Origin of the sequence: Carnobacterium divergens (genome assembly GCF_900258435.1) — a bacterium.
Lineage (GTDB): Bacteria > Bacillota > Bacilli > Lactobacillales > Carnobacteriaceae > Carnobacterium > Carnobacterium divergens_A.
In genome coordinates this window covers 2,535,614-2,557,788 of the sequence record NZ_LT992558.1, presented here as the reverse complement: position 1 = coordinate 2,557,788, position 22,175 = coordinate 2,535,614, and the positions used below count along the sequence as shown (strand labels likewise).

At 35.7% G+C, this 22,175-nt stretch carries 25 protein-coding genes; 11 read left to right on the top strand and 14 right to left on the bottom strand.

What is annotated here, in order from left to right:
- The 8 genes from CDIMF43_RS12845 to CDIMF43_RS12815 all read left to right on the top strand — a co-directional run.
- Positions 1-182 (top strand): hypothetical protein (locus CDIMF43_RS12845; RefSeq protein ID WP_162532954.1); only part of this gene is annotated, 182 nt, incomplete at its 5' end.
- The gene (locus CDIMF43_RS12840) at positions 155-1,024 is read left to right on the top strand and encodes a T7SS effector LXG polymorphic toxin (RefSeq protein WP_074401577.1); all 870 of its coding nucleotides are present in this window, start codon (positions 155-157) and stop codon (positions 1,022-1,024) included. The genes CDIMF43_RS12845 and CDIMF43_RS12840, both read left to right, overlap by 28 nt.
- A gap of 25 nt (positions 1,025-1,049) precedes the next feature.
- The gene (locus CDIMF43_RS13655) at positions 1,050-1,205 is read left to right on the top strand and encodes a hypothetical protein (RefSeq protein ID WP_162532953.1); all 156 of its coding nucleotides are present in this window, start codon (positions 1,050-1,052) and stop codon (positions 1,203-1,205) included.
- 203 nt (positions 1,206-1,408) lie between these two features.
- The gene (locus CDIMF43_RS12835) at positions 1,409-1,774 is read left to right on the top strand and encodes a hypothetical protein (protein ID WP_074401579.1); all 366 of its coding nucleotides are present in this window, start codon (positions 1,409-1,411) and stop codon (positions 1,772-1,774) included.
- Between the two features lie 30 nt (positions 1,775-1,804).
- Positions 1,805-2,170, top strand: a complete 366-nt coding sequence (locus tag CDIMF43_RS12830; RefSeq protein WP_135017077.1) for a hypothetical protein — start codon at positions 1,805-1,807, stop codon at positions 2,168-2,170.
- Between the two features lie 439 nt (positions 2,171-2,609).
- Positions 2,610-2,840, top strand: a complete 231-nt coding sequence (locus tag CDIMF43_RS12825; RefSeq protein ID WP_074401580.1) for a 2TM domain-containing protein — start codon at positions 2,610-2,612, stop codon at positions 2,838-2,840.
- Positions 2,833-3,417, top strand: a complete 585-nt coding sequence (locus CDIMF43_RS12820) for a PadR family transcriptional regulator (protein WP_074401581.1) — start codon at positions 2,833-2,835, stop codon at positions 3,415-3,417. Before CDIMF43_RS12825 ends, CDIMF43_RS12820 begins: the two co-directional genes overlap by 8 nt.
- A gap of 5 nt (positions 3,418-3,422) precedes the next feature.
- Positions 3,423-4,007, top strand: coding sequence for a GNAT family N-acetyltransferase (locus CDIMF43_RS12815; RefSeq protein ID WP_074401582.1), 585 nt, complete (start codon positions 3,423-3,425; stop codon positions 4,005-4,007).
- A gap of 138 nt (positions 4,008-4,145) precedes the next feature.
- Here CDIMF43_RS12815 and CDIMF43_RS12810 read toward each other — a convergent pair whose 3' ends face one another.
- From CDIMF43_RS12810 to CDIMF43_RS12800, 3 genes are all read right to left on the bottom strand, one after another.
- Positions 4,146-5,417 carry a RidA family protein gene (locus CDIMF43_RS12810; RefSeq protein WP_109842232.1) on the bottom strand — a complete coding sequence of 424 codons (1,272 nt, stop codon included), beginning with the start codon at positions 5,415-5,417 and terminating at the stop codon, positions 4,146-4,148.
- Between the two features lie 195 nt (positions 5,418-5,612).
- Positions 5,613-6,179 carry an NAD(P)H-dependent oxidoreductase gene (locus CDIMF43_RS12805; RefSeq protein ID WP_109842231.1) on the bottom strand — a complete coding sequence of 189 codons (567 nt, stop codon included), beginning with the start codon at positions 6,177-6,179 and terminating at the stop codon, positions 5,613-5,615.
- 1 nt (position 6,180) lies between these two features.
- Entirely contained in the window at positions 6,181-6,606 is a 426-nt protein-coding gene (locus tag CDIMF43_RS12800) for a MerR family transcriptional regulator (RefSeq protein ID WP_074401585.1), read from the bottom strand.
- 150 nt (positions 6,607-6,756) lie between these two features.
- On the opposite strand from CDIMF43_RS12800, the gene CDIMF43_RS12795 reads away from it, so the two are divergent.
- Both CDIMF43_RS12795 and CDIMF43_RS12790 read left to right on the top strand, forming a co-directional pair.
- Positions 6,757-7,089 carry a winged helix-turn-helix transcriptional regulator gene (locus CDIMF43_RS12795; RefSeq protein WP_034568298.1) on the top strand — a complete coding sequence of 111 codons (333 nt, stop codon included), beginning with the start codon at positions 6,757-6,759 and terminating at the stop codon, positions 7,087-7,089.
- Between the two features lie 97 nt (positions 7,090-7,186).
- Positions 7,187-7,792 (top strand): hypothetical protein, encoded by a 606-nt coding sequence (locus CDIMF43_RS12790; RefSeq protein WP_109842230.1) that lies wholly within the window; start codon positions 7,187-7,189, stop codon positions 7,790-7,792.
- Positions 7,793-7,947: 155 nt separating this feature from the next.
- Here the strand turns inward: CDIMF43_RS12790 and asnA are convergent, their stop codons facing one another.
- From asnA to CDIMF43_RS12745, 9 genes are all read right to left on the bottom strand, one after another.
- Complete coding sequence (asnA, locus tag CDIMF43_RS12785) at positions 7,948-8,952, bottom strand: aspartate--ammonia ligase (RefSeq protein WP_109842229.1); 1,005 nt, start codon at positions 8,950-8,952, stop codon at positions 7,948-7,950.
- Between the two features lie 210 nt (positions 8,953-9,162).
- Positions 9,163-12,189: a polysaccharide lyase 8 family protein gene (locus CDIMF43_RS12780; protein WP_109842228.1), complete on the bottom strand. Its 3,027-nt coding sequence runs from the start codon at positions 12,187-12,189 to the stop codon at positions 9,163-9,165.
- A 97-nt stretch (positions 12,190-12,286) separates the two neighbouring features.
- On the bottom strand, positions 12,287-13,090 hold the full coding sequence (locus tag CDIMF43_RS12775) for a gluconate 5-dehydrogenase (RefSeq protein WP_109842227.1): 804 nt from the start codon (positions 13,088-13,090) through the stop codon (positions 12,287-12,289).
- A gap of 22 nt (positions 13,091-13,112) precedes the next feature.
- Positions 13,113-13,955 (bottom strand): 5-dehydro-4-deoxy-D-glucuronate isomerase, encoded by an 843-nt coding sequence (gene kduI / locus CDIMF43_RS12770; protein WP_162532952.1) that lies wholly within the window; start codon positions 13,953-13,955, stop codon positions 13,113-13,115.
- Between the two features lie 14 nt (positions 13,956-13,969).
- Positions 13,970-14,977 carry a sugar kinase gene (locus CDIMF43_RS12765; RefSeq protein ID WP_109842226.1) on the bottom strand — a complete coding sequence of 336 codons (1,008 nt, stop codon included), beginning with the start codon at positions 14,975-14,977 and terminating at the stop codon, positions 13,970-13,972.
- A 3-nt stretch (positions 14,978-14,980) separates the two neighbouring features.
- Positions 14,981-15,625 carry a bifunctional 4-hydroxy-2-oxoglutarate aldolase/2-dehydro-3-deoxy-phosphogluconate aldolase gene (locus CDIMF43_RS12760; RefSeq protein ID WP_109842225.1) on the bottom strand — a complete coding sequence of 215 codons (645 nt, stop codon included), beginning with the start codon at positions 15,623-15,625 and terminating at the stop codon, positions 14,981-14,983.
- A gap of 31 nt (positions 15,626-15,656) precedes the next feature.
- Positions 15,657-16,457, bottom strand: coding sequence for a PTS system mannose/fructose/sorbose family transporter subunit IID (locus CDIMF43_RS12755; protein ID WP_176713086.1), 801 nt, complete (start codon positions 16,455-16,457; stop codon positions 15,657-15,659).
- Positions 16,450-17,244: a PTS mannose/fructose/sorbose/N-acetylgalactosamine transporter subunit IIC gene (locus CDIMF43_RS12750; RefSeq protein WP_074401594.1), complete on the bottom strand. Its 795-nt coding sequence runs from the start codon at positions 17,242-17,244 to the stop codon at positions 16,450-16,452. Before CDIMF43_RS12750 ends, CDIMF43_RS12755 begins: the two co-directional genes overlap by 8 nt.
- A gap of 18 nt (positions 17,245-17,262) precedes the next feature.
- Complete coding sequence (locus CDIMF43_RS12745; RefSeq protein WP_074401595.1) at positions 17,263-18,192, bottom strand: PTS sugar transporter subunit IIAB; 930 nt, start codon at positions 18,190-18,192, stop codon at positions 17,263-17,265.
- Between the two features lie 243 nt (positions 18,193-18,435).
- Between CDIMF43_RS12745 and CDIMF43_RS12740 the strand changes: the two genes are divergently transcribed.
- Positions 18,436-19,143, top strand: coding sequence for a GntR family transcriptional regulator (locus CDIMF43_RS12740; protein ID WP_074401596.1), 708 nt, complete (start codon positions 18,436-18,438; stop codon positions 19,141-19,143).
- Positions 19,144-19,162: 19 nt separating this feature from the next.
- Here CDIMF43_RS12740 and CDIMF43_RS12735 read toward each other — a convergent pair whose 3' ends face one another.
- Both CDIMF43_RS12735 and CDIMF43_RS12730 read right to left on the bottom strand, forming a co-directional pair.
- The gene (locus tag CDIMF43_RS12735; protein ID WP_109842224.1) at positions 19,163-20,950 is read right to left on the bottom strand and encodes a glycoside hydrolase family 35 protein; all 1,788 of its coding nucleotides are present in this window, start codon (positions 20,948-20,950) and stop codon (positions 19,163-19,165) included.
- Positions 20,951-20,962: 12 nt separating this feature from the next.
- On the bottom strand, positions 20,963-22,129 hold the full coding sequence (locus CDIMF43_RS12730) for a glycoside hydrolase family 88 protein (protein WP_109842223.1): 1,167 nt from the start codon (positions 22,127-22,129) through the stop codon (positions 20,963-20,965).
- Between the last annotated feature and the right edge of the window lie 46 nt (positions 22,130-22,175).

Genomic DNA, 22,175 nt, shown 5'->3' with positions numbered 1-22,175 from the left:
CCAGAGAATGCGACCAGTTAGAGGAAGAAAAACAATTCTTCAACCGTAAATTAGAAAGTGGGGAAGAAGCTTTAGAACAGCTTATCCGTAAAAAAACTACTCAACGAAATCAACTAGAAGAAGATTTTCTAAAAGTAAGAAAGGCGGAAAATGAATGCCAAGAATCGACTACCAAGAATTAAAAGGGCTGTCCGATGAACTAACCAGTCTTAGACAGTCGATTGTTTCTTACCTAAAAGAATACAATCGTGCCAATGACCATTTTGTAGAAGAAAATGAACTACAAGGTCAAGCATGGTCTTCTGCTAAAAGTTATCATAGAAACTATAAAACGATTTCAGATAGTATTTTTAACGCTCTATATGACTTAGACGACACACTTAAAGCATATCTTTCCACCTTTAAAAGCCTCGTGGGAGAAGCTGAAAATAGGCTAGACACAGATGAATTACAGGATTTACAAAATCAATTAAGACAGCTTCAAACACAAAAATTAGACTTTATGGAAGAAATGGCGAAAGTCTTTAAAGATGTGCCTGTTTTGAAAGAGTTTTTCGGACAACAGAGCATGTACGGAAAAATAAAAGAGATTGAATTGTTAAAACGATACGAACAATTTGAGAGGCAAACCCAAGGGAATTTTGATAACGTTCATGAAACTATCAGGGCAATCCTACAAGGTTTAGCGTACTTAGGAAATAGCAAAAATTTTGAAGGTGGAGCGAATGGGTATCATGGCTTGAATCTGAATTCGTTAGAGTGGTATCAAAAGTTAGAAAAATACAATAGCGAAAATAAAGAAGATCGCTATGAAATCAAAGAAATCAAAACAAAATATGGAACGTTTTATCAATTTATGAAAAATGGAAAAGTTCAAAAAGAAGCTACAGAAGCCTTACAGAAATCAAAACTAATGGAATCCGTAGACATGATGGCACAACTGACTCCAGACATTTTGAAGATATTGATAGGGATTGATGATATTGAGGTCTTAATGGACGTTAGATGGCATTCATTTAACTGAAAAAGAGTGGAAGAATTTTAAGGCGTTGGATAAAACTGGGGATACAATTAAAGCTTTCAAATGGGAAGGGAAAAGTATTAAAGCAATAGCTAATAATTTAACTCCTAACGAATTAATTCAGCAGTTGGAAAAAAAGGATGGCAAAAATCAATTGAACAAGGTGGTTCAAAAAGTGGTGTAGCTACAATTTTTATCAATCCAAGTACTGGGGAAAAAATAAGAATTCATGCAAATCCAGGATATGGTATTCCTTATTTTAGAGTTCAAAATTCGGGAGGAAATTATGTAGATGCTTCTGGGATTTTTCCGAGCAATGCAACTAGGCAGGAAGTTAGAGAATTGACCCATTTTTATTTTAAAAATTTAAATTAGAGGAGAATGATTGTGAATAAAAACGATATTATTGAAGCAAAATTATCTGAATTTGATTTCACAGATAGCGTTATAACAAAAATATATTTTGAAGCGAACCTTACTGATTTAGTAATAGAAGTTGATTATTTCTGGACGGAATTGGAAAAAGGTGAAAGAATTGAATTTAAATTTTGTAATTGTCTAAACTTTAATTACGATATGCCAAAAAACTTATATGAATTGAATAATGGAGAATTAAATTGGAGCCAGTTCACTATTCAAAAAATAGAATTTGAAAATAGTGAATTTCCTAAATTGGATATATATACTTATAATTACATGAAGCCATTAGTAAGTGTTCAATTTGCTGATTTGACTTTTTCTAGAAAGGAATAAAAATAGATTTATTAATGTAAGGTTGGTCTTATGAGGATAGATGAAATAATGTGGATAAATGAGACAATAAAGGAAGCTGAGGTTGAAGTTACTGATGATAGGTTTAAAATGCTATGCTTTTCACAACCTCTTGATTTGTCTGTAGGTGATGAGTTGAAAGAACCTGTCTATTGTTTAGATGTAACCAATATTATGGTTAATAAGGAATTTAAAGAAGAGATAACAAAATTGACAGGATATTTTTCATATCTTATTTCTGGAAAATTAATTGATGTAAAAGAAAAAATAGTAAAAGTTGGTGGATTTTTATTTGAATTAGACACTGATAAAATAGATGGAGATATCATCGAAGATTCTTATATTTCTTTTGAATGTACGAGAGTAGATATCTTTTGATTGCTACACTATTTTCATTGAACATGTATTCTATAGAGTTACAAAAAGTCAGCAAGGAAAAGCTCAACATTCGGCTCGGCCTGTTCGCAGAAAAAGAAATTTAATTAAACGATAGTGATACCAATTGATTAGTGTAATTATGGGAAGCAATTGTAGATGAGTCTTAAATCCTTGGTTACCAAGGGGGAAAGGCTTTTTTAGCGTTTTAAAAGATGCATACTAGTGTTAGGTTGATTGTTGGAAGAGTCATCGTAGTTGCTTTATGGCAGAGTAACAGTTATTTTCTCACTTAATTTCTTTTAGAGTAGCCATTGATGAGTAATAGAATCATCGAGTGGTAGGTTAGTAACAAGTGAAAAATAACTATCGTACTATTAAAGTGTTTGACAAGTCCTAATAGGTATGTTACTTTTAGGTATATAGAGTGCAGGAGGGAACTATGATTGACAGTGTTAATGATATAAAAAAAGAGAAAACGATTAAATCGTTTCTTAGTAATTTGCTAAATTACATTTTTGTAAATGGATTATTAGTGAGTATCTATTATTTAGTAGGCATGGACTATTTTTGGCCAATAGGGTCAATTGTGGGTTGGGGCATTGGTCTTGTGATTCATGGTGTATACGTTTATCGAGTAAATAAAAATAAAAAGGAGAACAAGGATGGATAATATAGTCTTAGGTCTTCTGTTGATGGAGCCGCTTACTGCTTATGAAATCAGAAAATTTATTGGGGATAATTTGCAGTCAATTTGTAGCGACAGTAGAGGTAGTATTCAGTCTGCCATTAATAAGTTATTAAAAAACAATTTAATCTATTTAGAAGAAAAAGTAGAAAATGGTGTGAATAAAAAAAGATATTTTATTAATGAAAATGGGAAGATAGAATTTACTAAATGGATTGGAAAACCAATGGTCGCGGGGAAAATAAAAAATATGGAATTGAGTCGCCTGTTTTTTATGGGTACTGTTCCACAAGAGAAGCAAATAGAACTTATTGATGGTTATTTATCTTCTTTGAAGAAAGAAAAAAAATATTTGGAAGATATTTTAGATTCGATCTTTGATTCCAAATTAACAGAACATCTCTCTGTTCAACAAGAACTTGATAGCGAAGAAAAAAAATATCAGTTCTTTACACTTAAATATGGATTGGAACACAATCTATTTGATATTCAATTTTTTGAGAAGCTTAAAGAACAAATTATAGCCGACAAAAAGGCTAATATAAAAAATGGAGAGGATTAGTTCATATGGATACAACAATAAAGTCTATGGATTGTCTGTCGAATGAAACGCAAGAAGAAATAGCGATGATATTTTCTAACTCATTTTATTCATTGTATAAGTCTTTTGCAAAAGATGAACATCAGTTGGCAAAGGTTTTAAAAGGTTCTTTTCAAGCGAATTGGCTTGTTGCTTATAAAAATAACGAACCAATTGGGCTACTAAGTTATTCGGATAACCAAAATAGAGCCATCTGTCTAAATAAAAAAACTATAAGAAAAGAATTAGGTCTTATTAAAGGGAGCATTGTCTACTCAATATTATCTAAAGAGTTTCACCAACCTTTAAATTATGCAGATGATGTTGGGTATATCGAATTTATTGCGACCTTGCCTGAAGCAAGAGGACAAAAAGTTGCGCAAAGGTTAATAACTCATTTATTTGATCAAAAAAAATATAGTAAATATATCTTAGAAGTTGGAGATACTAATGAAATTGCAGTTAATTTATATAAAAAAATGGGCTTCAAAGAATTTGAGAGAAAAGTGGATATGAATTCTAAGCAGACAGGTTTTAATGAACGGATTTACATGGAGAACAGCCCTTATTAAAGCGACATTGATTCGTAAAATACATGAATTGAATAAGGATAATGCTAATGAAAAAAAGAGAAAACTGGAAGGATTTGAAACAAATAAGAAAAATTCTTGATAAAAAGCATTATTACCGCTTTTCATCAAGAATTTTTTTTACGCTAGAAGAGGAGGTGTTCCTTCGGCATTTGCTACAACAGCATCAATTTGAATCAATGCATCTTGAGGTAAGTTGGATACGCCGATGGTTCTTCTTGCAGGTGTTCCTGAAGGAAAGAAGGTTGCGTATGCTTCATCGACAGCATCAAGATCGGTGATGTTTTTTAAATAAAGGTTTACCTTCACAACATCCTCCATCACGTGGTCAACATGTTCAATAATCGTCTTAATATTTTCAAGACATTGTTGCGTCTGTTCTTTTACGCCACCAGCGACGAATTTACCTGTTTTTGCATCGATAGGCAATTGAGCGGAAAGATGATTGTAATGAGAAAAGGCTACCGATTGTGTCGCTAAAGCATCAATTGGTGCGTTTTTAGTATTGTTTGCTTCAAGAATAAGACCATGTCTGTCCTCAATTGCTTGTGGCGGTGTGCCATCTCCGTGGGAGACAACTGCTTCAATTTGAATTAAAGCATTCATTGGTAAATCAGAAACAGCAACGGTTGTTCGAGCCGGAACATAAGCCACAGTTCGTGCAATAGCAGAATCTGGGAAGAAGGTTGCGTAAACGTCATTTACAGCGTCAATGTCTGAAGGGTCTTTAAGAAAAAGAGTTGTTTTAACAATATCATCAAAAGGAACATCAATACTTTCTAAAATGGTTTTAATGTTCTTCAAGCACTGTCTAGTCTGCTCTTTGATACCACCCACTACTAAGCGACCAGATTTTGGATCGATAGGTAACTGAGCGGAAAGATTGTTGTAATGCGAAAAAGCGACAGTTTGTGTTGAAAATTGGTCGATTGGCGCAAGAGGTGTATTATTTGTAAGCTTGATTAAGTCGCCTGCTTGTGGGGCTTTTGGAATGGTTCCTTCTCCATTTGAAACAAGAGCTTCAATTTGTACCAAAGCGTTCATCGGTAAAGCATCCACTGCAACAACTGTTTTTGAAGGGAAATAGCCTGAAAAGAAGGTTTGATAAACTTTTTCTACGGCTTCAATCTCTTTGATAGTTTTAACGAAAATAGTGAGTCGAACAATATCATTCATCACATGATCGATACTAGTTAAAATCGCTTTAATATTTTTAAAGCATTGTTCAGCTTGTTCCGTTACAGATCCAGATAGCAGCTTGCCAGATAGTGGATCAATTGGCAATTGAGCGGAGAGGTGATTGTAATGAGAAAAAGCGACTGTTTGTGAATAAAAAGGATTTTGTGGTGCCTGTTTTGTATTTCTTGCTAGGACGGCGTTATCGTTACTCATAGTAATATTCCCCATTTCTTTTTTATACATTCCAGTACAAATTGTAAGCCCTTTCAAAAGATAAGTCAACGCTTCATTAGAATATACTTAGGAACGACTTCAATTTTAATTAGGTGAGGGAATAAGTAAAAACCAATGATAAATCTACTTTTAAATTTATCATTGGTTGGATTTTCTATTCTAACTCAGAAGAATTTATTCCTTTAAACCTGCACGAGTAACGACCTTTTGGATAAACGTTTGTCGCTTTTTTTTGGTGGTAGTGGCAATGTTTCCCTGATGAAGCCAAATCACTTTTTTTAGGCCCATATCTTTAAATACTCTATTTTTAAGTCCTTTAATAGGATTGCCAGCAAAATAACGAATATACCATTTAGGTGCTTCTGAAGTGGTAACGAGAAGAACTTCTTGAATCGTTGTTAGCTTTCCTACTAAACGCCCTTTAGTTTCAGTATAAGCAAATCCTTTTAGCATGACCTTATCGAGAAATCCTTTGTAAATTGCTGGCAGACCGTACCACCAAATAGGTGTAACAATAATGAGCTGATCTGTTTGCAATAATAGTTCTTGATACTTTTCAACAAGAGGGTCATGTGACACCCCTTTTGAAAAGCCTGCTAAGTCCTCAAGTTCCATCACAGGATTGAAACGATCCTCAATTAAATTGATTACGGTAGCATTTGTTTCTGCTGTAATTTTTTCTACAAGTGCGTGATTAAAACTTTTTGAATAGGGATGTCCTGTGATAATCGTTGTTCGCATATTATTCCTCCTCAAGATTATTGTCAAAAATTAAGTTCACAAGATCATTAAGAGCGTTAGTTGTTTCCTCTGTTACCTCAGCGATTGCAAGGGGTCTCATTAAATCAAGTAAATCAATAATCTTTTGATAATTTGCTATTTTTACTAGCAGTTCTTCTCGTTTAGTTAACAATAAATCATTCGTTCGTTTAATGCAGTCCTCTTCATCAGGTGTATTACTAAAGGATAGCAATTCTTTTATCTCTTTAATGGAAAAACCTGAATATTTCATAACTAAAATCAGTTTTAAACGTTGTTCATCCTCTCCATCATACACGCGGTATTTATTTTCAGTTCTTTTTGTTTCAAGCAATCCTTTTTTTTCATAATATCGAATGGAAGAAGCTGGAATTGCTAATTTATCTGAAAAAGCTTTAATTCGTTGCATCTGACAATCTCCTCCTTAAATGAATCATAACATTGAACCTCGGTTTAATGTCAAGGGGAGAACCGTGTCAGTGTTTTTGTTTATAGGAAATTGAATTAATTGGAAAGTTCTATATAATTAAAAGAGAGAATTTCAAGGAGTTGATTTTTTATGATAAAAAAAGAAGAAATGCCGCTTTGTGATGTGGCAACGACTGTTCAATTAATTGGAAGCAAGTGGAAAACGCTCATTATTCGTGATTTGATTACGGGACCAAAAAGAAACTCAGAACTGCACCGATCATTGGCAGGTGTGTCTCAAAAAGTATTAACAGCAAGTCTGACTTCGATGATTGAAGATGGATTGGTGGAACGGATTGATTTTGAGAAAGTTCCTCCTCACATTGAATATCAATTAACGCCTTTAGGAGAAAGCTTGTTGCCTGTCATTGAAGCTATGCGAAAATGGGGGCAATTCTACAAAGAACAGGATTTAAGAAGATAGTTACAAATTTGTACCTACTTAACAGATCTTTAAATGTTCGCTATACTTTAGATCGTATATTGTAAGAATTAGAGCAAGTAAGGAGGAGGTTCGTGTGATGAATGAGGCTACAAAAATAAAAGCTGTTCATACAAGTGCAGAATGGGTAAAACTTGATGATGAACCCGTTTTAAGAGTGGTGAAAAAAGATAAGTTGATGGAATTTGATGAAAATACGTATGTAAAATTAGTAGATTCGTCTTTTCAAAATGGAGTGATTGAAGTCAAAATGTTGAGCCGTTTACTACCAGATGCACCTGATTTTGCTCGTGGTTTTATTGGAATTGCATTTCGAATTAATGAAGAGGATACAGCATTTGAATCTTTTTACGTGCGACCGACTAATGGCCGAATTGCAGACCCAGTCAGAAAAAATCGTGGGGTACAATATTTTTCATATCCTACGTATACGTTTGACTATTTTAGAAATTTAGGAATAACAGAATTTGAAGGCCCAGCTGATATTGGACTGGATGAGTGGATTTCTTTAAAAGCAGTGGTAGATGGCCCTAGAGGAGAATTCTATTTAAACGGTGAGAAAGAACCGGTATTAGTCGTTGAAAATATGAAACATGGAAGCGGTGCTAAAGGGGCAATTGGTCTTTTTGTAGATATAGGAACCGAAGCTTTTTTCAAAGAGTTAACAGTGACTAAAATCGATTAAATAGATGGTTGCGATTAGAAAATTAAAACGCCATGACGTTAGCCTTTGAGTTAGTTTGTTAAAAAAAGTTTAAGTCAAAACCCCAACAAGAAAATGATTCTTGTTGGGGTTTTGATTTAAGCATTTAATATAGCCAATAAAATAGTTAAAAAATCTTACAGTAAAAAAATCTTTCCATCACAAGCCTCAATGGTCTCATCATCCCATAAAGAAACTTGAACTTCGCCAATATGAGCTTTTCCTAGTAAAAACATGCACATTCGACTTTGACCAATTCCACCACCAATCGTTAACGGCAAGGCATTGTTTGCTACTTGTTTATGAAAATCAAAAGCCAATCGATCTGTTGCATTCGCTTTTTCAAGTTGTTCCAAAAGAGATTGATCGTCCACTCGAATTCCCATGCTAGAAAGCTCCATTGCACATTGCAACGGTTCATGCCAAACGAACAAATCACCATTGAGAGACCAGTCGTCGTAATCAGGAGCGCGGTGATCATGAGGTTTGCCATTTTTTAATCTGTCTCCAATTTGCATAATAAAGGTTGTCGGATGGGCCTTTACGTAGTCATGCTCTCGCTCTTTTGAATCGAGTTCAGGATAAAGATCAGCTAATTCCTGACTTGTAATAAACGAAATTTCTGTTTGAATTGGAACCGTAACACTTGGATACTTGGTATGCAAACGACTGGCAGTTTCTGCCATGGCATTCACAAGACTTTGTACGACTTCTTTTAAATAATCAAGGGTTCGTTGTTCTCTTGAAATAACTCGTTCCCAATCCCATTGATCTACATAAATCGAGTGTAAGTTGTCTAAGACTTCGTCGCGACGGATCGCATTCATATCTGCATATAACCCATTTCCAGTATGGAAATCGTATTGCTTTAAAGCCATGCGTTTCCATTTTGCTAGCGAGTGGACCACTTCGCCATTATCATTGAGTGATGGCACATCAAATTGAACAGGGCGCTCAACCCCACTTAGATTATCATTTAGCCCAGATTGTTGATGAACAAAAAGTGGAGCTGAAACACGTTTTAACTTTAGACTACCTGTTAACGCTTCTTCAAAGCAGCGTTTGATAAATCCAATTGCGGTTTGTGTGTCGTACACATTTAAGATTGATTCGTAATTTGTTGGAATACTTGTTTTTTTGATAAGACTACACCTCTTTTTAATTATACTCTCATCATTTTACCATAAAAAGATCATGAAAGTATTTTTTTTTGAAAGTGGTGCAGTAGATTGAAAAACACAATGCTAGAATAAAGGTACTAACTTATAGTAAAAACAGTATAAAATTCACTTTTGTAACGGTGATTTCATACTGTTTTTATTTTAATGAGGTTAATTTTTTTATTGGAACTATTAGTTGATTCGTAATTCAATAGTAAATGTTTTGCCTAGTCCGCCGGTTGTATCTACTGTAATTGAGTGACCGTCTTCTGCTACTTGGATCGCTTCTGAACTAGAAATAACTTCTTCAATTTTAGTAGGAAGAGATAAGGTTATTTTTTCACTTGTTTGCTTTGGATTCGATAAATTAATCGAAAGTCTTTTTTCGTTTTGTTGTACTAAAAATGACGCGGGTTTGTCAACTGTGTAACCATCTACTTTAGCTCCATTGTCAGACCAAACAGTAGCACCAATAAGGTTTGATTGATTATTTTGAATTGCTTGTACCGCCTCAGTATTTTCTAAAATAGTAAAGGCGTCTTCTGTTGTCACTTTTTTTAATTCTGCGGCAGTTGCATCAGGAAACAAAAGGTATGCATACGATCCATTGTTCACTGTCGATCCGTGATTGATGATGATTTTTTGATACGCTTCACGATATTGTTTACTACTTGGAAAAGCATCGTTTAGTTGTTGGTAGGTTCCTTCTCTAGTTTCTAAATCAGTTTTTACTAGCTGGTCTTCAAGCATAAGATAACCTAAATTTTGATTTGGTTTATCGGAGCTAAGCAACAACCACTCGCCTTTTTTTAATTGAGTCTGTTGATTTCCAACGAGTTGCTGGTCTTGGTTTGTTAATTCGTAGTGACTAGTTGAATCCAACATTCGATTTTCGACGATGGTCTCAATTGTCGCTGAAGTTGTTCCACTAATTGCAGTACCAAGAGCAATAATTTTTCCATCAATTACAAACCATGTTTTTTTCCCTTTGACATTCATTGGAAGGAGAACACCGTTATTTTTAGTTCCATCTTTATTTAAGTTCATAGAAACAACGGAATTTTTAGTATCGGTTACGCCACCTACATAATTTTCTTTCGATTTTACAGTTGTGAAAGAACTGATCTCATCCTTTAAGGGAATCGTATCAACTGTTGTGCCAGGTAGGCGATAAGGGTCAACGGTGGGCCAATAAGCAGCGCCAAATTGTTGATCAGAGTTGAATAGATAGAGCATCCCATCTGACATGTGCCAGCCTTTTTTATTCTCCTTATTACCTGCTTCAAAAGAAGAGGTGCGATTGGAATATAGACTGATGCCGAGGTTTAGTTGTTCGTTGCTATAGACAAATCGATCCATAGCGCCGTAGAGATAACTCCCGATGAAGGGTTTTTTATCAAATGAAATTGTTTTATCTGCAAGGAGTTCTTTGGTTAATAATAAGTCTTTAAAGTCTCTTGTGTTGTGATAATAGTAGGGGATATTTTTTTGCATCCAATAGTTCGTTGCTTCTTTTAATTTTTGCTGATTTTCAGGGTTAGCAAATTCAGAAACAATGAGTAAGTTGTAAAGTGTTGCTGAGCCAAACCCCGTTTTAGTTTCGGCAGGTGCTCTTGAGATAGAGCGACCATTTACCATAGGCATCATTTCACCGTTTACAAGAAGGGGAATAAAGGCTTTTTCAACATTTTGAACAAATTCATTCACGGTAGTTTGATCGGTTTCCCAAGCGGTATTTTTAACGAGAGAGAAAATTTTACCCACGCCTTTAATTAAAACGTTGCCGTAGGAACCGGTATAGGGAATATCATTATGTTGAATAAATGATCCGTCTGGATAGAAACCATCCCCTTTAGTCACAACTTTAAAGACATCGTTGACACTCGAAACGGCAGACTTTATCCCTACTGGATTTTCTGCTAGGGTATGGATACCTAAAACAGAGAAAGCTAAGTCTGTTCGGTTTGCGCCAGTCGTTACAAAGTTAGGAATGAAGCTTAAATCAACTGAGGTATCTTGAGGTTTTCCATATAATTGTTGATAAGCATTTGGTAAGTAGTGGCTCATAATGGTTGCGTAGTGGGAAATTTTTTCTTTGGGAATGTCTTCGTAAAGAATAAATAACGAAGTAAGGAATTCCTGAGGCATTCCAACTTGCCAATCCCACCAATTTCCAAAATATTTTTTACCTGAATAGAGTTCGTCTGTAGTCATAAAATCGAGAGCTGAAATGATTTGTGTTAAAATCTCTTGTTGATGGTAGTATTTCGTTTCTTTAGTGCCATATGCTTTTGCTAAAATAGCGATATTTTTAAATTGAGTCGTTAAGTCTGCACTGTTTGTATCAGATGCTTTTTTTGACCATAATCGTGTGCGCTGTGTACTTTTATCAAGTGAGTCGTATAAAGTAGTTGCTTGGTTAGAGAGTTGTTGGATGTATGTTTGAACTTCGGCATCGTATAATAATTCAGGTGTTTTTTCGAAATCCCCTACTAAATTTTCTTTCCATTTTGAACGAATAGCTGCTAAGTCTTCGCTTTTTTCAGGATTATCTGGTGACAGTGGAATAGAACCAACAGCGCCATTCTTTAAAGAAAGAACTCTTAATGTTATCCGATCTCCAAAGAGGCGAAGTCCAATCTGTCCTGTCCAATCATCTGAAATAGTTTCATTTCCATTGGGATAAACAACATGCTCATTTTGATAAAAGGAATGTCCGTTGAGAAAAGCTTCAATTGATTTTCCAGAGTATCTTACTAGAAGTCGATAGGTCTCGCCAGATACTAAGGGAGGGCTTTTAATAGAGGTTAACCATTTTCCGCCAGGCTGACCAAGTTGCCAGTTTCCATCACCATTATAGGCGAAGGATTGCCAATTTGAAGATTGAGTGGCATCTGCTCTGAAAACAACGCCAAAATTTTTTTGATTTTCATAAAGAAAGGTTAATTCAACTTCACCGTCATTTAATAGTGGAGAATCGCTGGCAAGGGAGATGGATTCGATATTTTTTCCTATAGTAGTATTTTGAATAAAAAGTTGATTGTTTTTTTGTTCCAAAAGTGAAGTGCCAACAAGATCTTTCCAATTGCCAATTTCATGGTTAAAGTCCAATTCAAAATTGTTAGAATTTGCTAATGATTTTTGGTTGTTCCAACATAAAAAAAGACTCAAAAATAGGAACATTAGTGGGAGAGTGGAGATCAATTTTTTTGATTTCATTTGTTAAACTCCTTTTTATTTTTTTGAACGCGCTTTCATTTCGGAGTAATATTAAAGCCCTCGAATACAGCATTAGAGGGCTTTGACAATTAATTTGTTAAGGTTGTTTGCCAATATAGGCTAAAATTCCACCATCGACATATAAAATGTGGCCATTGACAAAATCAGAAGCTTTTGAAGCTAGAAAAATTGCTGGACCAGCTAAATCTTCTGGGTTTCCCCAACGAGCAGCAGGTGTACGACCAACGATGAATTGATCAAAAGGATGACGTTCCCCATCTGCTTGTAATTCTCTCAATGGAGCAGTTTGCGGGGTAGCAATGTAACCAGGACCAATCCCATTACATTGGATATTGTATTGACCATATTCAGAAGCAATGTTCTTAGTCAACATTTTTAAACCACCTTTTGCAGCAGCATAGGCACTAACGGTTTCACGGCCCAATTCACTCATCATTGAACAAATATTAATAATTTTACCGCCACCTTTTTCAATCATATCTGGAATGACTGCTTTTGCCATAATGAAGGGCGCTGTTAAGTCAACATCCACTACTTGACGGAAATCAGTTGCTGACATATCAATCATTGGAATACGTTTAATAATCCCTGCATTATTGACTAAAATGTCAATGCTGCCAACTTCTTTCTTGATTTTGCTAATCAGGCTATTAACAGCGGCTTCATCAGTCACATCACAAACATAACCATAAGCATCGATGCCTGCTTGTTGATACTTTTCTAAAGCAGTATCAACTGACTGTTGAGTTAAATTGTTGAATACGATTGTTGCACCTGCAGTAGCTAAAGATTTCGCAATTTCAAAGCCAATACCGTGTACAGCTCCAGTAATTAATGCAACTTTTCCATCTAATTGAAAGGAATCCATTGAAAAATTCATGTTTAGTGCCTCTTTTCTGAATTTATTTTAAATCGTTCATAGTAACCATATCCATATCGGTGTATGTGATGTTTTCTCCACACATTGCCCAAATAAACGAATAGTTACTTGTACCTACACCAGAATGAATTGACCAACTTGGTGAGATAACAGCTTGTTCATTTCCGACTACTAAGTGTTTTGTTTCATCGGGTTTTCCCATCATATGGAAAACTTTTGTTTCTTCGTTCGTATAATCAAAGTAGACATAAGCTTCCATGCGACGTTCATGTGTATGACAAGGCATTGTGTTCCATGCGCTACCAGGTTCAAGAATGGTGTAGCCCATTTGCAATTGGCAACTTTCACAAATATTTGGATGAATGTATTGATAAATTTTACGTTGATTTAAAGTCAAACCTTCACCTGTTTCCATTGGCTTAATCTGATCAATATTTATTTTTACATTTGGATATTTATGATGAGCAGGTGCAGAGCTAAGATAGAATTTTGCTGGATTTTTAGAATCAGTGGATGAAAAAATAACATGACGCGTTTCTTTTCCAATATAATAGCCATCTTGTTTTTTCATTTCTTCTTTTTTTCCATCAATTTCGATAAAACCAGGGCCTCCAATATTAATCACACCAAGTTCTCGTCGTTCTAAGAAATAGTCCACACCAAGTTCTTTGTCTAAGCGAATCTCTAACTCAGACTCAGTCGGAGTGACACCGCCAAAAATCATGCGGTCATTGTGTGTATAAGTTAAGGTAATTTCTCCAGGAATGAAGACTTTTTCTACTAAAAATTCATTTCGTAGTTGTTCTGTGGAATAGTGTTCAATATCTTTAGGGCTGTGTGTGTAACGTGTTTCCATCGTTTGCATGATTGTATGCTCCTCTAACGTATGATTTTGCCAGAGCCAGTAGTTAAAAAGGCTTGGACTTCTTCTTGAGTAAATTGATTGCAGTCGCCATGGATAGTGTGTTTTAAAGCAGAAGCTGCCGTTGCAAAGTTGACTATTTCTTGAGGCGTTCTGTTTGAAAGAAGGCCGTGTAAAACTCCTCCAGCAAAAGCATCTCCTCCTCCAACACGATCTACAATGGGATTGATTTCGTGACGCTGTGATTCGTAGTATGTGTGATTCATCCATAACGTACCCGTTAGTTGATTGGCACTTGCGGAGTGAATCTTTCGTTTTGTTGAGTAAAAAACAGTAATGTTTGGATAACGGTGATGCATTTCTTGATAATAATAATTGAGTTGATTTTTTTTAGTAGTGGGAGCAGGAGCGATATCGAGTAAATACAAAGCGTCCTTTTCACCTGCAGAACAAATATCAACATAAGGTAAAAGCTGATTGAATACGTCACCAGCTTCTTTTTGTGTCCATAATTTTGACCGATAGTTCATATCAAAACTTACTTTACAGCCAGCTTTTTTAGCTTCTTGAATTAATGTGAGCGTGAGAGAGGGCCAGTTCTTAGCTAAAGCAGGTACAATTCCTGAAATATGGAAAATATCAGCATTTCTAAACAACTTTTCGATAGACCACTCAAGGCTTGTCATTTCTGCAAAGCTCGAACCTTTACGATCGTAAATGACAGAAGTCCCACGTTCTCCAATACCGAATTCCATGTAATAGGTACCCAGTCTTTCACCTCCAAAAAGCAGGTGATTGGTTTCTACTCCGTAACGTTGGAGATGTTTTTTTACCGACATTCCGATTGAACTATTCGGTACTTTACTAGCAAATGAAACGTCATGTCCAAAATTAGCTAAGGAAATCGCAACATTAGCTTCGCCACCACCAAAATGGGCTTGAAATTGTTTGTTTTGTCCGATACGTTCACCAGGATGAGTAGACAAACGTAACATGATTTCTCCTAATGTCACTATTTTCCCCATAAATTATCCCCTGATTTCTTTTAATTTTGCTGCATATTGTTGAGCGATTTCCGTCACCTGCTCAAAATTTCCAGTGGAGGCGGGAGCAAGTAAATTTCCTCCAACGCCAACGGCCACAACACCTGCTTTAAACCAATCTTTCATATTTTCTAAACTAACACCACCAGTAGGCATAATATTTAATTGAGGCATAGGCGCTTTAAAAGCAGAAATTACTGTTGGGCCATAGACACTGCCAGGAAATAATTTAACGATATCTGCTCCGCTTGTTAAAGCTCGTTGCATTTCAGTGATTGTCATGCAACCTGGCAAGTATGGAATTTGATAAAGATTGCAAATTTCAGCTGTTTCTTGATTGAAGCTGGGGCTAACGATGTATTCAGCGCCAGCCATAATTGCAAGACGTGCGGTTGTTGCATCTAGAACAGTACCAGCACCGATTACAATTTCTTTTTGATTTTGATACGTTGAAGTCAATTCTTGAATGATGTCGCAAGCATTTGGGACTGTATAGGTTAATTCAATACCTGTCAAACCACCTTTAATAATGGCATGACTAGCTTTTAAGGCTTCTTCTTTTGATGTTCCACGAACAACTGCAACGACTCCTGTGTTCTTTAATCGGTTCAAAATAGTCAAGCGTTTCAAATCTATTCACTCCTTTTAGTAATAAAAATGGTTACCCTAAGATGCCAAAAGCACTTAATGCGATAGAAAGAATTAAAATAATCCAAATTACACGAGTAGAATTTAATTTCTTTTGTCCAAGCATCCAATAAGTTAAAAGAACTAGTAAAATTGGGACAAGGGAAGGTAAAATAGCATCTAATGTGTCTTGGATAACTAACTCAACACCATTTTTCTTATATACAAACGGAACCGTTGCTTTGATCACAGAAGGAATTAAAGCACCAATAACGGTGATTCCAAGAACCGTTGCCGCATTAGTAAAAGCGGATAACTTATCTTTTAAGGTGGTGACTAACTTGACACCTTGTTTATACCCTAATGGTAATAAAGCAGCACGGCCAAAGAGTAGGGCGATATTTGCAATGATCCAAATGACACAGCCAACGACAGAACCATTTTGTGCGAGCGTACCTGCTACAGAGCCAAAAATAGTTCCCCAGATAACATGGAATAGAGAATCTCCAACACCAGCAAGTGACCCCATCAACGCTGTTTTCAGGGCAATAATAGTGTCCTTAGCTTTATAACCATCTTCTTCTTCAATTGCCACATCAATACCCATGATTAAATTTCCAAAAATAGCATTGGTATTAAAAAATTGATTATGTGTTCGTAACATGTCTTGGAGTTGCTCCTCATCGTGCCCATAGAATTTCTTTAAAACAGGTAGGATTCCATAAAGATAGCCAGAACTCATCATTCGTTCATAGTTCCAGTTCAATTGACTTCCTAAAATATACCGCCAGCTTATTTTATTTAATTCTTGTTTTGTTAATTTTTGATTACTCATCTCCATCAAATCCTCCTTCCAAAGTGTTGGTATTTGAAGTGGTAGCCACTTCCTGAATCTTATTGCTATCACGTTTAAATACTAACATTGCAGCTACGACACCAATGATTGAAACGCCCAACATTGGAACATTTAGATAGGCTGCTAAGAAAAATCCTACAAGTAAATATGGAATGTATTGTTTGGTTGGTAAATAACGTAATAGAATAGCGACACCCACAACAGGTAACACACCGCCAGCTGTTTTTAAGCCAGTCATCAACCATTCAGGCATGTTGTTCGTTAAAGTGGTAACAGCAGCATCTCCAACTAGCAACATTAATAGAATCGGGATAGCGCGAGATAATCCCCAAAGGAAAGAACCTGATAGAACAAGGCGTGGAATCCGATTTAACTGCATTTTATCAATGGCTTTGTCTACTCGATGCAACAAGTACACATTACAAAAACGAGCGACAACATCAAGTTGTAACATTAATAACGAAACAGGAACAGCTAAGCCAATTCCATATTCAGCACCTTTTCCTGATATAATGGCAAATGCGGTTCCAAGTACGGCACCAGTAAAGTAGTCAGGTACAGAGGCACCACCAAAAGCAGCAATACCTAAACGCATTAATTGTAAGGTTCCTCCAACCATTAAACCGGTTTCAAGGTCGCCCATAATTAACCCGGAAATCATTCCAGCAATGGCTGGTTGAGTTAAGGTGTTTGAAATAAGTGAATCATTAATAGCAATAAAGGCATAAATCGTAATAAGAATAATCTGATATGCGGCTAAATGCATGAATTTTTCCTCCTAATTTTAATTTCTTAATTTTGATAGAAAATCGATTGATGGATCATTTGGGACTAATTGAGCAGTAAGACTGACTCCAGTTGTTGCAATTTTTTCAAAGACGATTTCTTCTTCAGGTAGAACTTTAATACTTTTTGTCACCTCACGAGTTCCTGTTTTATGGCTCATGTTTCCAACATTCACAGTAGCGAGTTTTCCGCCCGCTTCAATAAAGGTTAAAACATCTGTTGGATTTTTAAATAATAAGAAAATTCGTTGTTTGCCATATTTACCAGACTGAATATTCTGAGCAGCTTTAATGACTGGAAGAACAGATAAACGCATGGAAGTGGGAGTCGCCATCCGAAGAGAAGATTTTTGTAATGGGTCCGCTGCTGCCGCATCGTTAGCAACAATAATTCTTTGAGTGTCTAAGCTAGTAGACCAAATACCTGCAACTTGCCCATGAATTAAGCGCTCATCAATACGTGTGTTGACGATAGTAGCATCTTCCGCATTTGGATAACACTCAATGATATTGTCTTCCACAGTTGCTTGATCCATCGTATCTGCTGCTTGCTTAAGTTGAACCTTCACATCAACTGCACCATCACTTCCGACTTTAACGAGCTCTTTAATCGTTGCTAAAGGATTCATAGCGGCTTCGATTACAAGTGGCAAAGACATACCTGCTATAATCATAATGTTCTCGTTTGTTAAATAATTTTTGACTGCAACATTACAAGGAGTCCCTCCTAATAAATCTGCGATAATAATAATTTCTTCTTCGTAAAGGGCTTTCATTTTTTCAGTAAGATCTTCTTCAAATTGAATATTGTCGCCATCTGCGCGTAATGAAACAGCGTGCACCGTATCTTGTTTACCAATAAGCATTTCTAATGTGGCTTTAACTCCTTGTGCCATTTCTCCGTGACTGACTAATACAATATGTTTCACTTGATTGCCTCCTTGTACTTGATAATTGCGCATTAACTTAACATGTTATGTTCCTTGCAAAAATACTATACCATATGAAATGGAATTCGTAAACCTAATATCTTAACATATTGAGTAAAAAGTTTTTTTAACTACTTAAAGATCAAATTAAGGCCTATTTAAAAGGAATAGGTAGGAATTGATAATCAAAAGTTGATATGTTATTCTTAGTAGTGAGAATTCTTTTGAAAGAAGGTGATTCATGTGATACCCAAATATGAACAAATTAAACAAGAACTTTTAAGTGAAATAAAAAATCATCAGTTTGTGCCGGGAGATAAGTTTTATTCGGAAGCAGACATAAAACAACGCTATAAGGTGAGCTCAATTACTGCAGTAAAAGCACTAAACGAACTTACGAGTGCAGGTTATCTTTATCGCATCCAAGGGAAAGGGACGTTTGTCTCTAAGTCAAAAGTTGCACAAAGTGTAAAATTTTCTGATATTGAAAATCATTCGTTAGATTCTGAGACCGTAAAAGTCATTTCAGTTGAAGAAGAACAAGACCCTGATATTCTAACTAAATTAGGCCTAGCGAGTACGGAATCTTATTATAAAATTAAGCGAGTTCGCTGTGTGGGAGAGATTCCTTTTTTATTACACATTACGCATTTACCTAAAAGGTTAATGAAAGAACCTATTTCAAAAGATTTATCCATTTATGCGAGTGTGTATGAACGAGTAAGAAAAGATTTTGGAATTGATCTTTTTTCATTAGCTTCAACGGAAACAAATGAAATTGAATTTCCAGAGGATGCGGAATTGTTAAATTTACTTTGTTTAAGTTTTCGAGAACCTGTCGTAAAACAAATGAAATATTCTTACTTAGCAGATAATAGCGTTGCTGAATACATTTTAAGCTACAAACACTGGAAATATTTCAAAACTAAAATAGAAGTAGAGGCTGAATAAGCTTCTACTTCTATTTTGTTTAACTATTTTTTTTGTACAATGGATGGTCTAAAAAAGTTAAAAAATCAATGGCGATGCCTTCCGTTTCAAAAATCACAATTTCATTATCGCCTTTAGTTAAAAATTCTTTTGGACAATAAAGTGAGTAAACTGGCCCTTTGTCCCAGTATCGCCCTAGATTGATACCATTAACAAAAACACACCCTTTTCCATAAGCCGAACAATCAATAAAGGTATCTTCCACGTCAGTTAGAGTAAGCTTTATTTGATAAAAGGACGGTTGATGTTCATTAGGTTGTGCTGAAAAATCAATCGCCCTGATTTGTGCAGAATCTAGGGGAAGTGGATAGTGTGTATACCCTTGATGGAAATGGATATCATGAATAATTCCTCCTCGAATACCTTTAGATTGAGTAGGACTATTAAATTTAAAGCCGTAGTTTACCCGTCCTAAATTTTCAACTAAAAAATCAACCGCAAGGGTTTCGTTAAGTGATGAACTGGAATAAGTAAGCTCGTCTCCCAATGATTGCTGGTATTGTGTTGCAATGGGATCTCCTTCAATAAAGACTTGCACGCGATCGCCTGCTTCTACTATTTTTAATTTATTCTCATGAAAGTAGTTTTTTATATTAATGGAATACAACAGATAACCATAACCCGTACTTGCTTCCTCCATCGACTTAGGGTAACTAGAATGGATAGCAGAAGACATGGTGTTCAATGTATTGAATAATGAAACACTAGCTGTGACTGGATAGCTGCCAAATGAAGTGAGTTTTTTGCTTCTTGGAGGAGCTTGCCAGACATCTGGGCACACCTCTTTAATGACCTTTTGAACAGCATAATATTTTTCGGTAGGTTCTCCCCATTCTGTTAATAGAGCATCGTAATCATAACTTGTAATTTGCGGAAGATCCAGTGAACCTCTTGCAGAGCAGCCATTATAAAATCCAAAATTAGTTCCACCATGAAACATATATAAATTTAACGAACCAATTTGCAACATGTCTTTGACATCCCTTGCCAAATCATCTGCGTCACGTTTAACAATCGCTTCTCCCCAACGGTTAAACCAGCCATCCCAATATTCCATACACATAATTGGCCAATTTTTTCCATGACGATGCATGAAATCACGTAGAACAGTGGCATTTTCTTTTGATTGACTACCAAAATTTCCTGTTACAAAAATATCCTCTTCAATCAACGTTCCAGCATCTAATACTTCGTTCCAAGCGCCATCTGATGTAAATAACGGTTGAGTAACTCCAAATTCTCTCATTAAATCTTTGGTTTGACGAAGATACTCTTTTTCCATTCCATAAGAACCATACTCATTTTCGATTTGCATCATGATAACAGGGCCACCCTCAGTTAATTGTAAGGGGGTTAATTTAGGAATTAACATGCTAAAATAATTACGGACTTTTTGCATAAAGCGAGGATCAGTTGAACGTAATCGAATTCCTTTTTCTTTCAATATCCAAGAAGGAAGGCCACCAAATTCCCATTCGGCACAGATATAAACAGAAGGTCGTAAAATAACCATCAATTCTAAGCTTTGTGCTAACTTAACAAATTTTTCAATATTTTTGTTTCCTTCAAAATCAAATTGACCTTCAAGGGGTTCGTGGATGTTCCACGGAATATAAGTCTCAACGGTATTTGCTCCAAGTGCCTTTAAATTGTAAAGACTATCTTCCCACTGAGCAGGAGTCATACGAAAATAATGAATGGCACCGCTAATCAATTTAATTGGCTTTCCATCTAGTAAAAAATCTTCTTTTATTTCAAATACATGCATTTTCTTCTCTCCCTACCAGTATCGTTGCCAATTTTTATTTGCCAATCTAGTTAAAGCTTCTAAATAAAAGTAATCGCCCCATAAATTCGGCTCGTCAATGCCTTTTCCTTCGGCATAAGCGTAAACACCATGTAATAAAAGACCTTCATTTGCTTCATTATTTTTTGTTGAATAATGCTCGCCTAGCTGATAAATCATTCCTTTAGCAATGGCATCTGCGTCTGGATAAGCATCTAATTTACTTGCTTCTAACAAACCACAGGCTGCAATTGCCAAAGAAGAACTATCTTTAGCGGAAGGCTTCTCATCAGTAAAATCAAAATCCCAATAAGGAACTAAATCAGCAGGCAGATGTTCAATAAATTGATCGACAATAGCAGGATAATTTTGTGGAAATGGATTTGAATGAAGAAAGCTTTCGTTTAAAGGGATTCCAAGAACAGCCCAACTTTGTCCTCTGGCCCAGATTGAGTGGTCGCTGTTGCCTTGATGAGTGGCTCCATGACTCGGTTTACCAGTTTCAGGATTAAAATAATAAGTATGATACGTTGTTGCATTTTCACGAATAACAGTAGTTAACAAAGTCCAATAGTGTTTTTTTGCAGTGGCTGCATAGATAGGATTATTGGAAAGTCGAGTTGCTTCAAATAAAAGAGGCAAGTTGATTAATGAATCAATAATCAAACGGTATTCTTTTTCCTCCCCATACTTGCCCCAAGCTTGAATAAATTGTCCATTTGGTTGAAATCGAGCGAGTAAAACATCTGCGGCTTGTAGAAGTTGTTTTTTATAGGCTTCATTTTTAGTGATTTTATATCCAGCTCCAGCAGACAAGCTATATAAAAAACCGATATCATGATGGTCTAGAACAAAATGACAGTCTAAGCGTTCTTGAAAACTCTCCATATTTTTAAGAGCAAGATTGAGAAAACTTTCATTTTGAGTGGCTTCATAAGAAAGCCATAGCATTCCTGTCCAAAAACCATTCGTCCAGTCATCATTTTCTTTTAAGCGATAGTGCCCATTTGTTCCACAGGCGGAAGGAAATTTTTCTCCAAAGCGCAACATGTTTTGTTCAATTTTTTTAATACATAAATCTAATTGGGTCTCTAGCCATTGTGAAGAGATAGATTCACCAAGCGTTATCAACCGTTGTTTGTTTTCTAAAAGAATCGTCATGTGTATTCTCCTTAACTTGTTAATATGTTAACTTCAATAAGAATTA

Bases quoted from the DNA above. Each gene is read 5' to 3' on its own strand.
- CDIMF43_RS12840 (WP_074401577.1), top strand. From the start codon at position 155: ATGCCAAGAATCGACTACCAAGAATTAAAAGGGCTGTCCGATGAACTA.
- CDIMF43_RS12830 (WP_135017077.1), top strand. From the start codon at position 1,805: ATGAGGATAGATGAAATAATGTGGATAAATGAGACAATAAAGGAAGCT.
- CDIMF43_RS12825 (WP_074401580.1), top strand. From the start codon at position 2,610: ATGATTGACAGTGTTAATGATATAAAAAAAGAGAAAACGATTAAATCG.
- CDIMF43_RS12820 (WP_074401581.1), top strand. From the start codon at position 2,833: ATGGATAATATAGTCTTAGGTCTTCTGTTGATGGAGCCGCTTACTGCT.
- CDIMF43_RS12815 (WP_074401582.1), top strand. From the start codon at position 3,423: ATGGATACAACAATAAAGTCTATGGATTGTCTGTCGAATGAAACGCAA.
- CDIMF43_RS12810 (WP_109842232.1), bottom strand. From the start codon at position 5,417: ATGAGTAACGATAACGCCGTCCTAGCAAGAAATACAAAACAGGCACCA.
- CDIMF43_RS12805 (WP_109842231.1), bottom strand. From the start codon at position 6,179: ATGCGAACAACGATTATCACAGGACATCCCTATTCAAAAAGTTTTAAT.
- CDIMF43_RS12800 (WP_074401585.1), bottom strand. From the start codon at position 6,606: ATGCAACGAATTAAAGCTTTTTCAGATAAATTAGCAATTCCAGCTTCT.
- CDIMF43_RS12795 (WP_034568298.1), top strand. From the start codon at position 6,757: ATGATAAAAAAAGAAGAAATGCCGCTTTGTGATGTGGCAACGACTGTT.
- CDIMF43_RS12790 (WP_109842230.1), top strand. From the start codon at position 7,187: ATGAATGAGGCTACAAAAATAAAAGCTGTTCATACAAGTGCAGAATGG.
- CDIMF43_RS12780 (WP_109842228.1), bottom strand. From the start codon at position 12,189: ATGAAATCAAAAAAATTGATCTCCACTCTCCCACTAATGTTCCTATTT.
- CDIMF43_RS12775 (WP_109842227.1), bottom strand. From the start codon at position 13,090: ATGAATTTTTCAATGGATTCCTTTCAATTAGATGGAAAAGTTGCATTA.
- kduI (WP_162532952.1), bottom strand. From the start codon at position 13,955: ATGCAAACGATGGAAACACGTTACACACACAGCCCTAAAGATATTGAA.
- CDIMF43_RS12765 (WP_109842226.1), bottom strand. From the start codon at position 14,977: ATGGGGAAAATAGTGACATTAGGAGAAATCATGTTACGTTTGTCTACT.
- CDIMF43_RS12755 (WP_176713086.1), bottom strand. From the start codon at position 16,457: ATGAGTAATCAAAAATTAACAAAACAAGAATTAAATAAAATAAGCTGG.
- CDIMF43_RS12750 (WP_074401594.1), bottom strand. From the start codon at position 17,244: ATGCATTTAGCCGCATATCAGATTATTCTTATTACGATTTATGCCTTT.
- CDIMF43_RS12735 (WP_109842224.1), bottom strand. From the start codon at position 20,950: ATGCATGTATTTGAAATAAAAGAAGATTTTTTACTAGATGGAAAGCCA.
- CDIMF43_RS12730 (WP_109842223.1), bottom strand. From the start codon at position 22,129: ATGACGATTCTTTTAGAAAACAAACAACGGTTGATAACGCTTGGTGAA.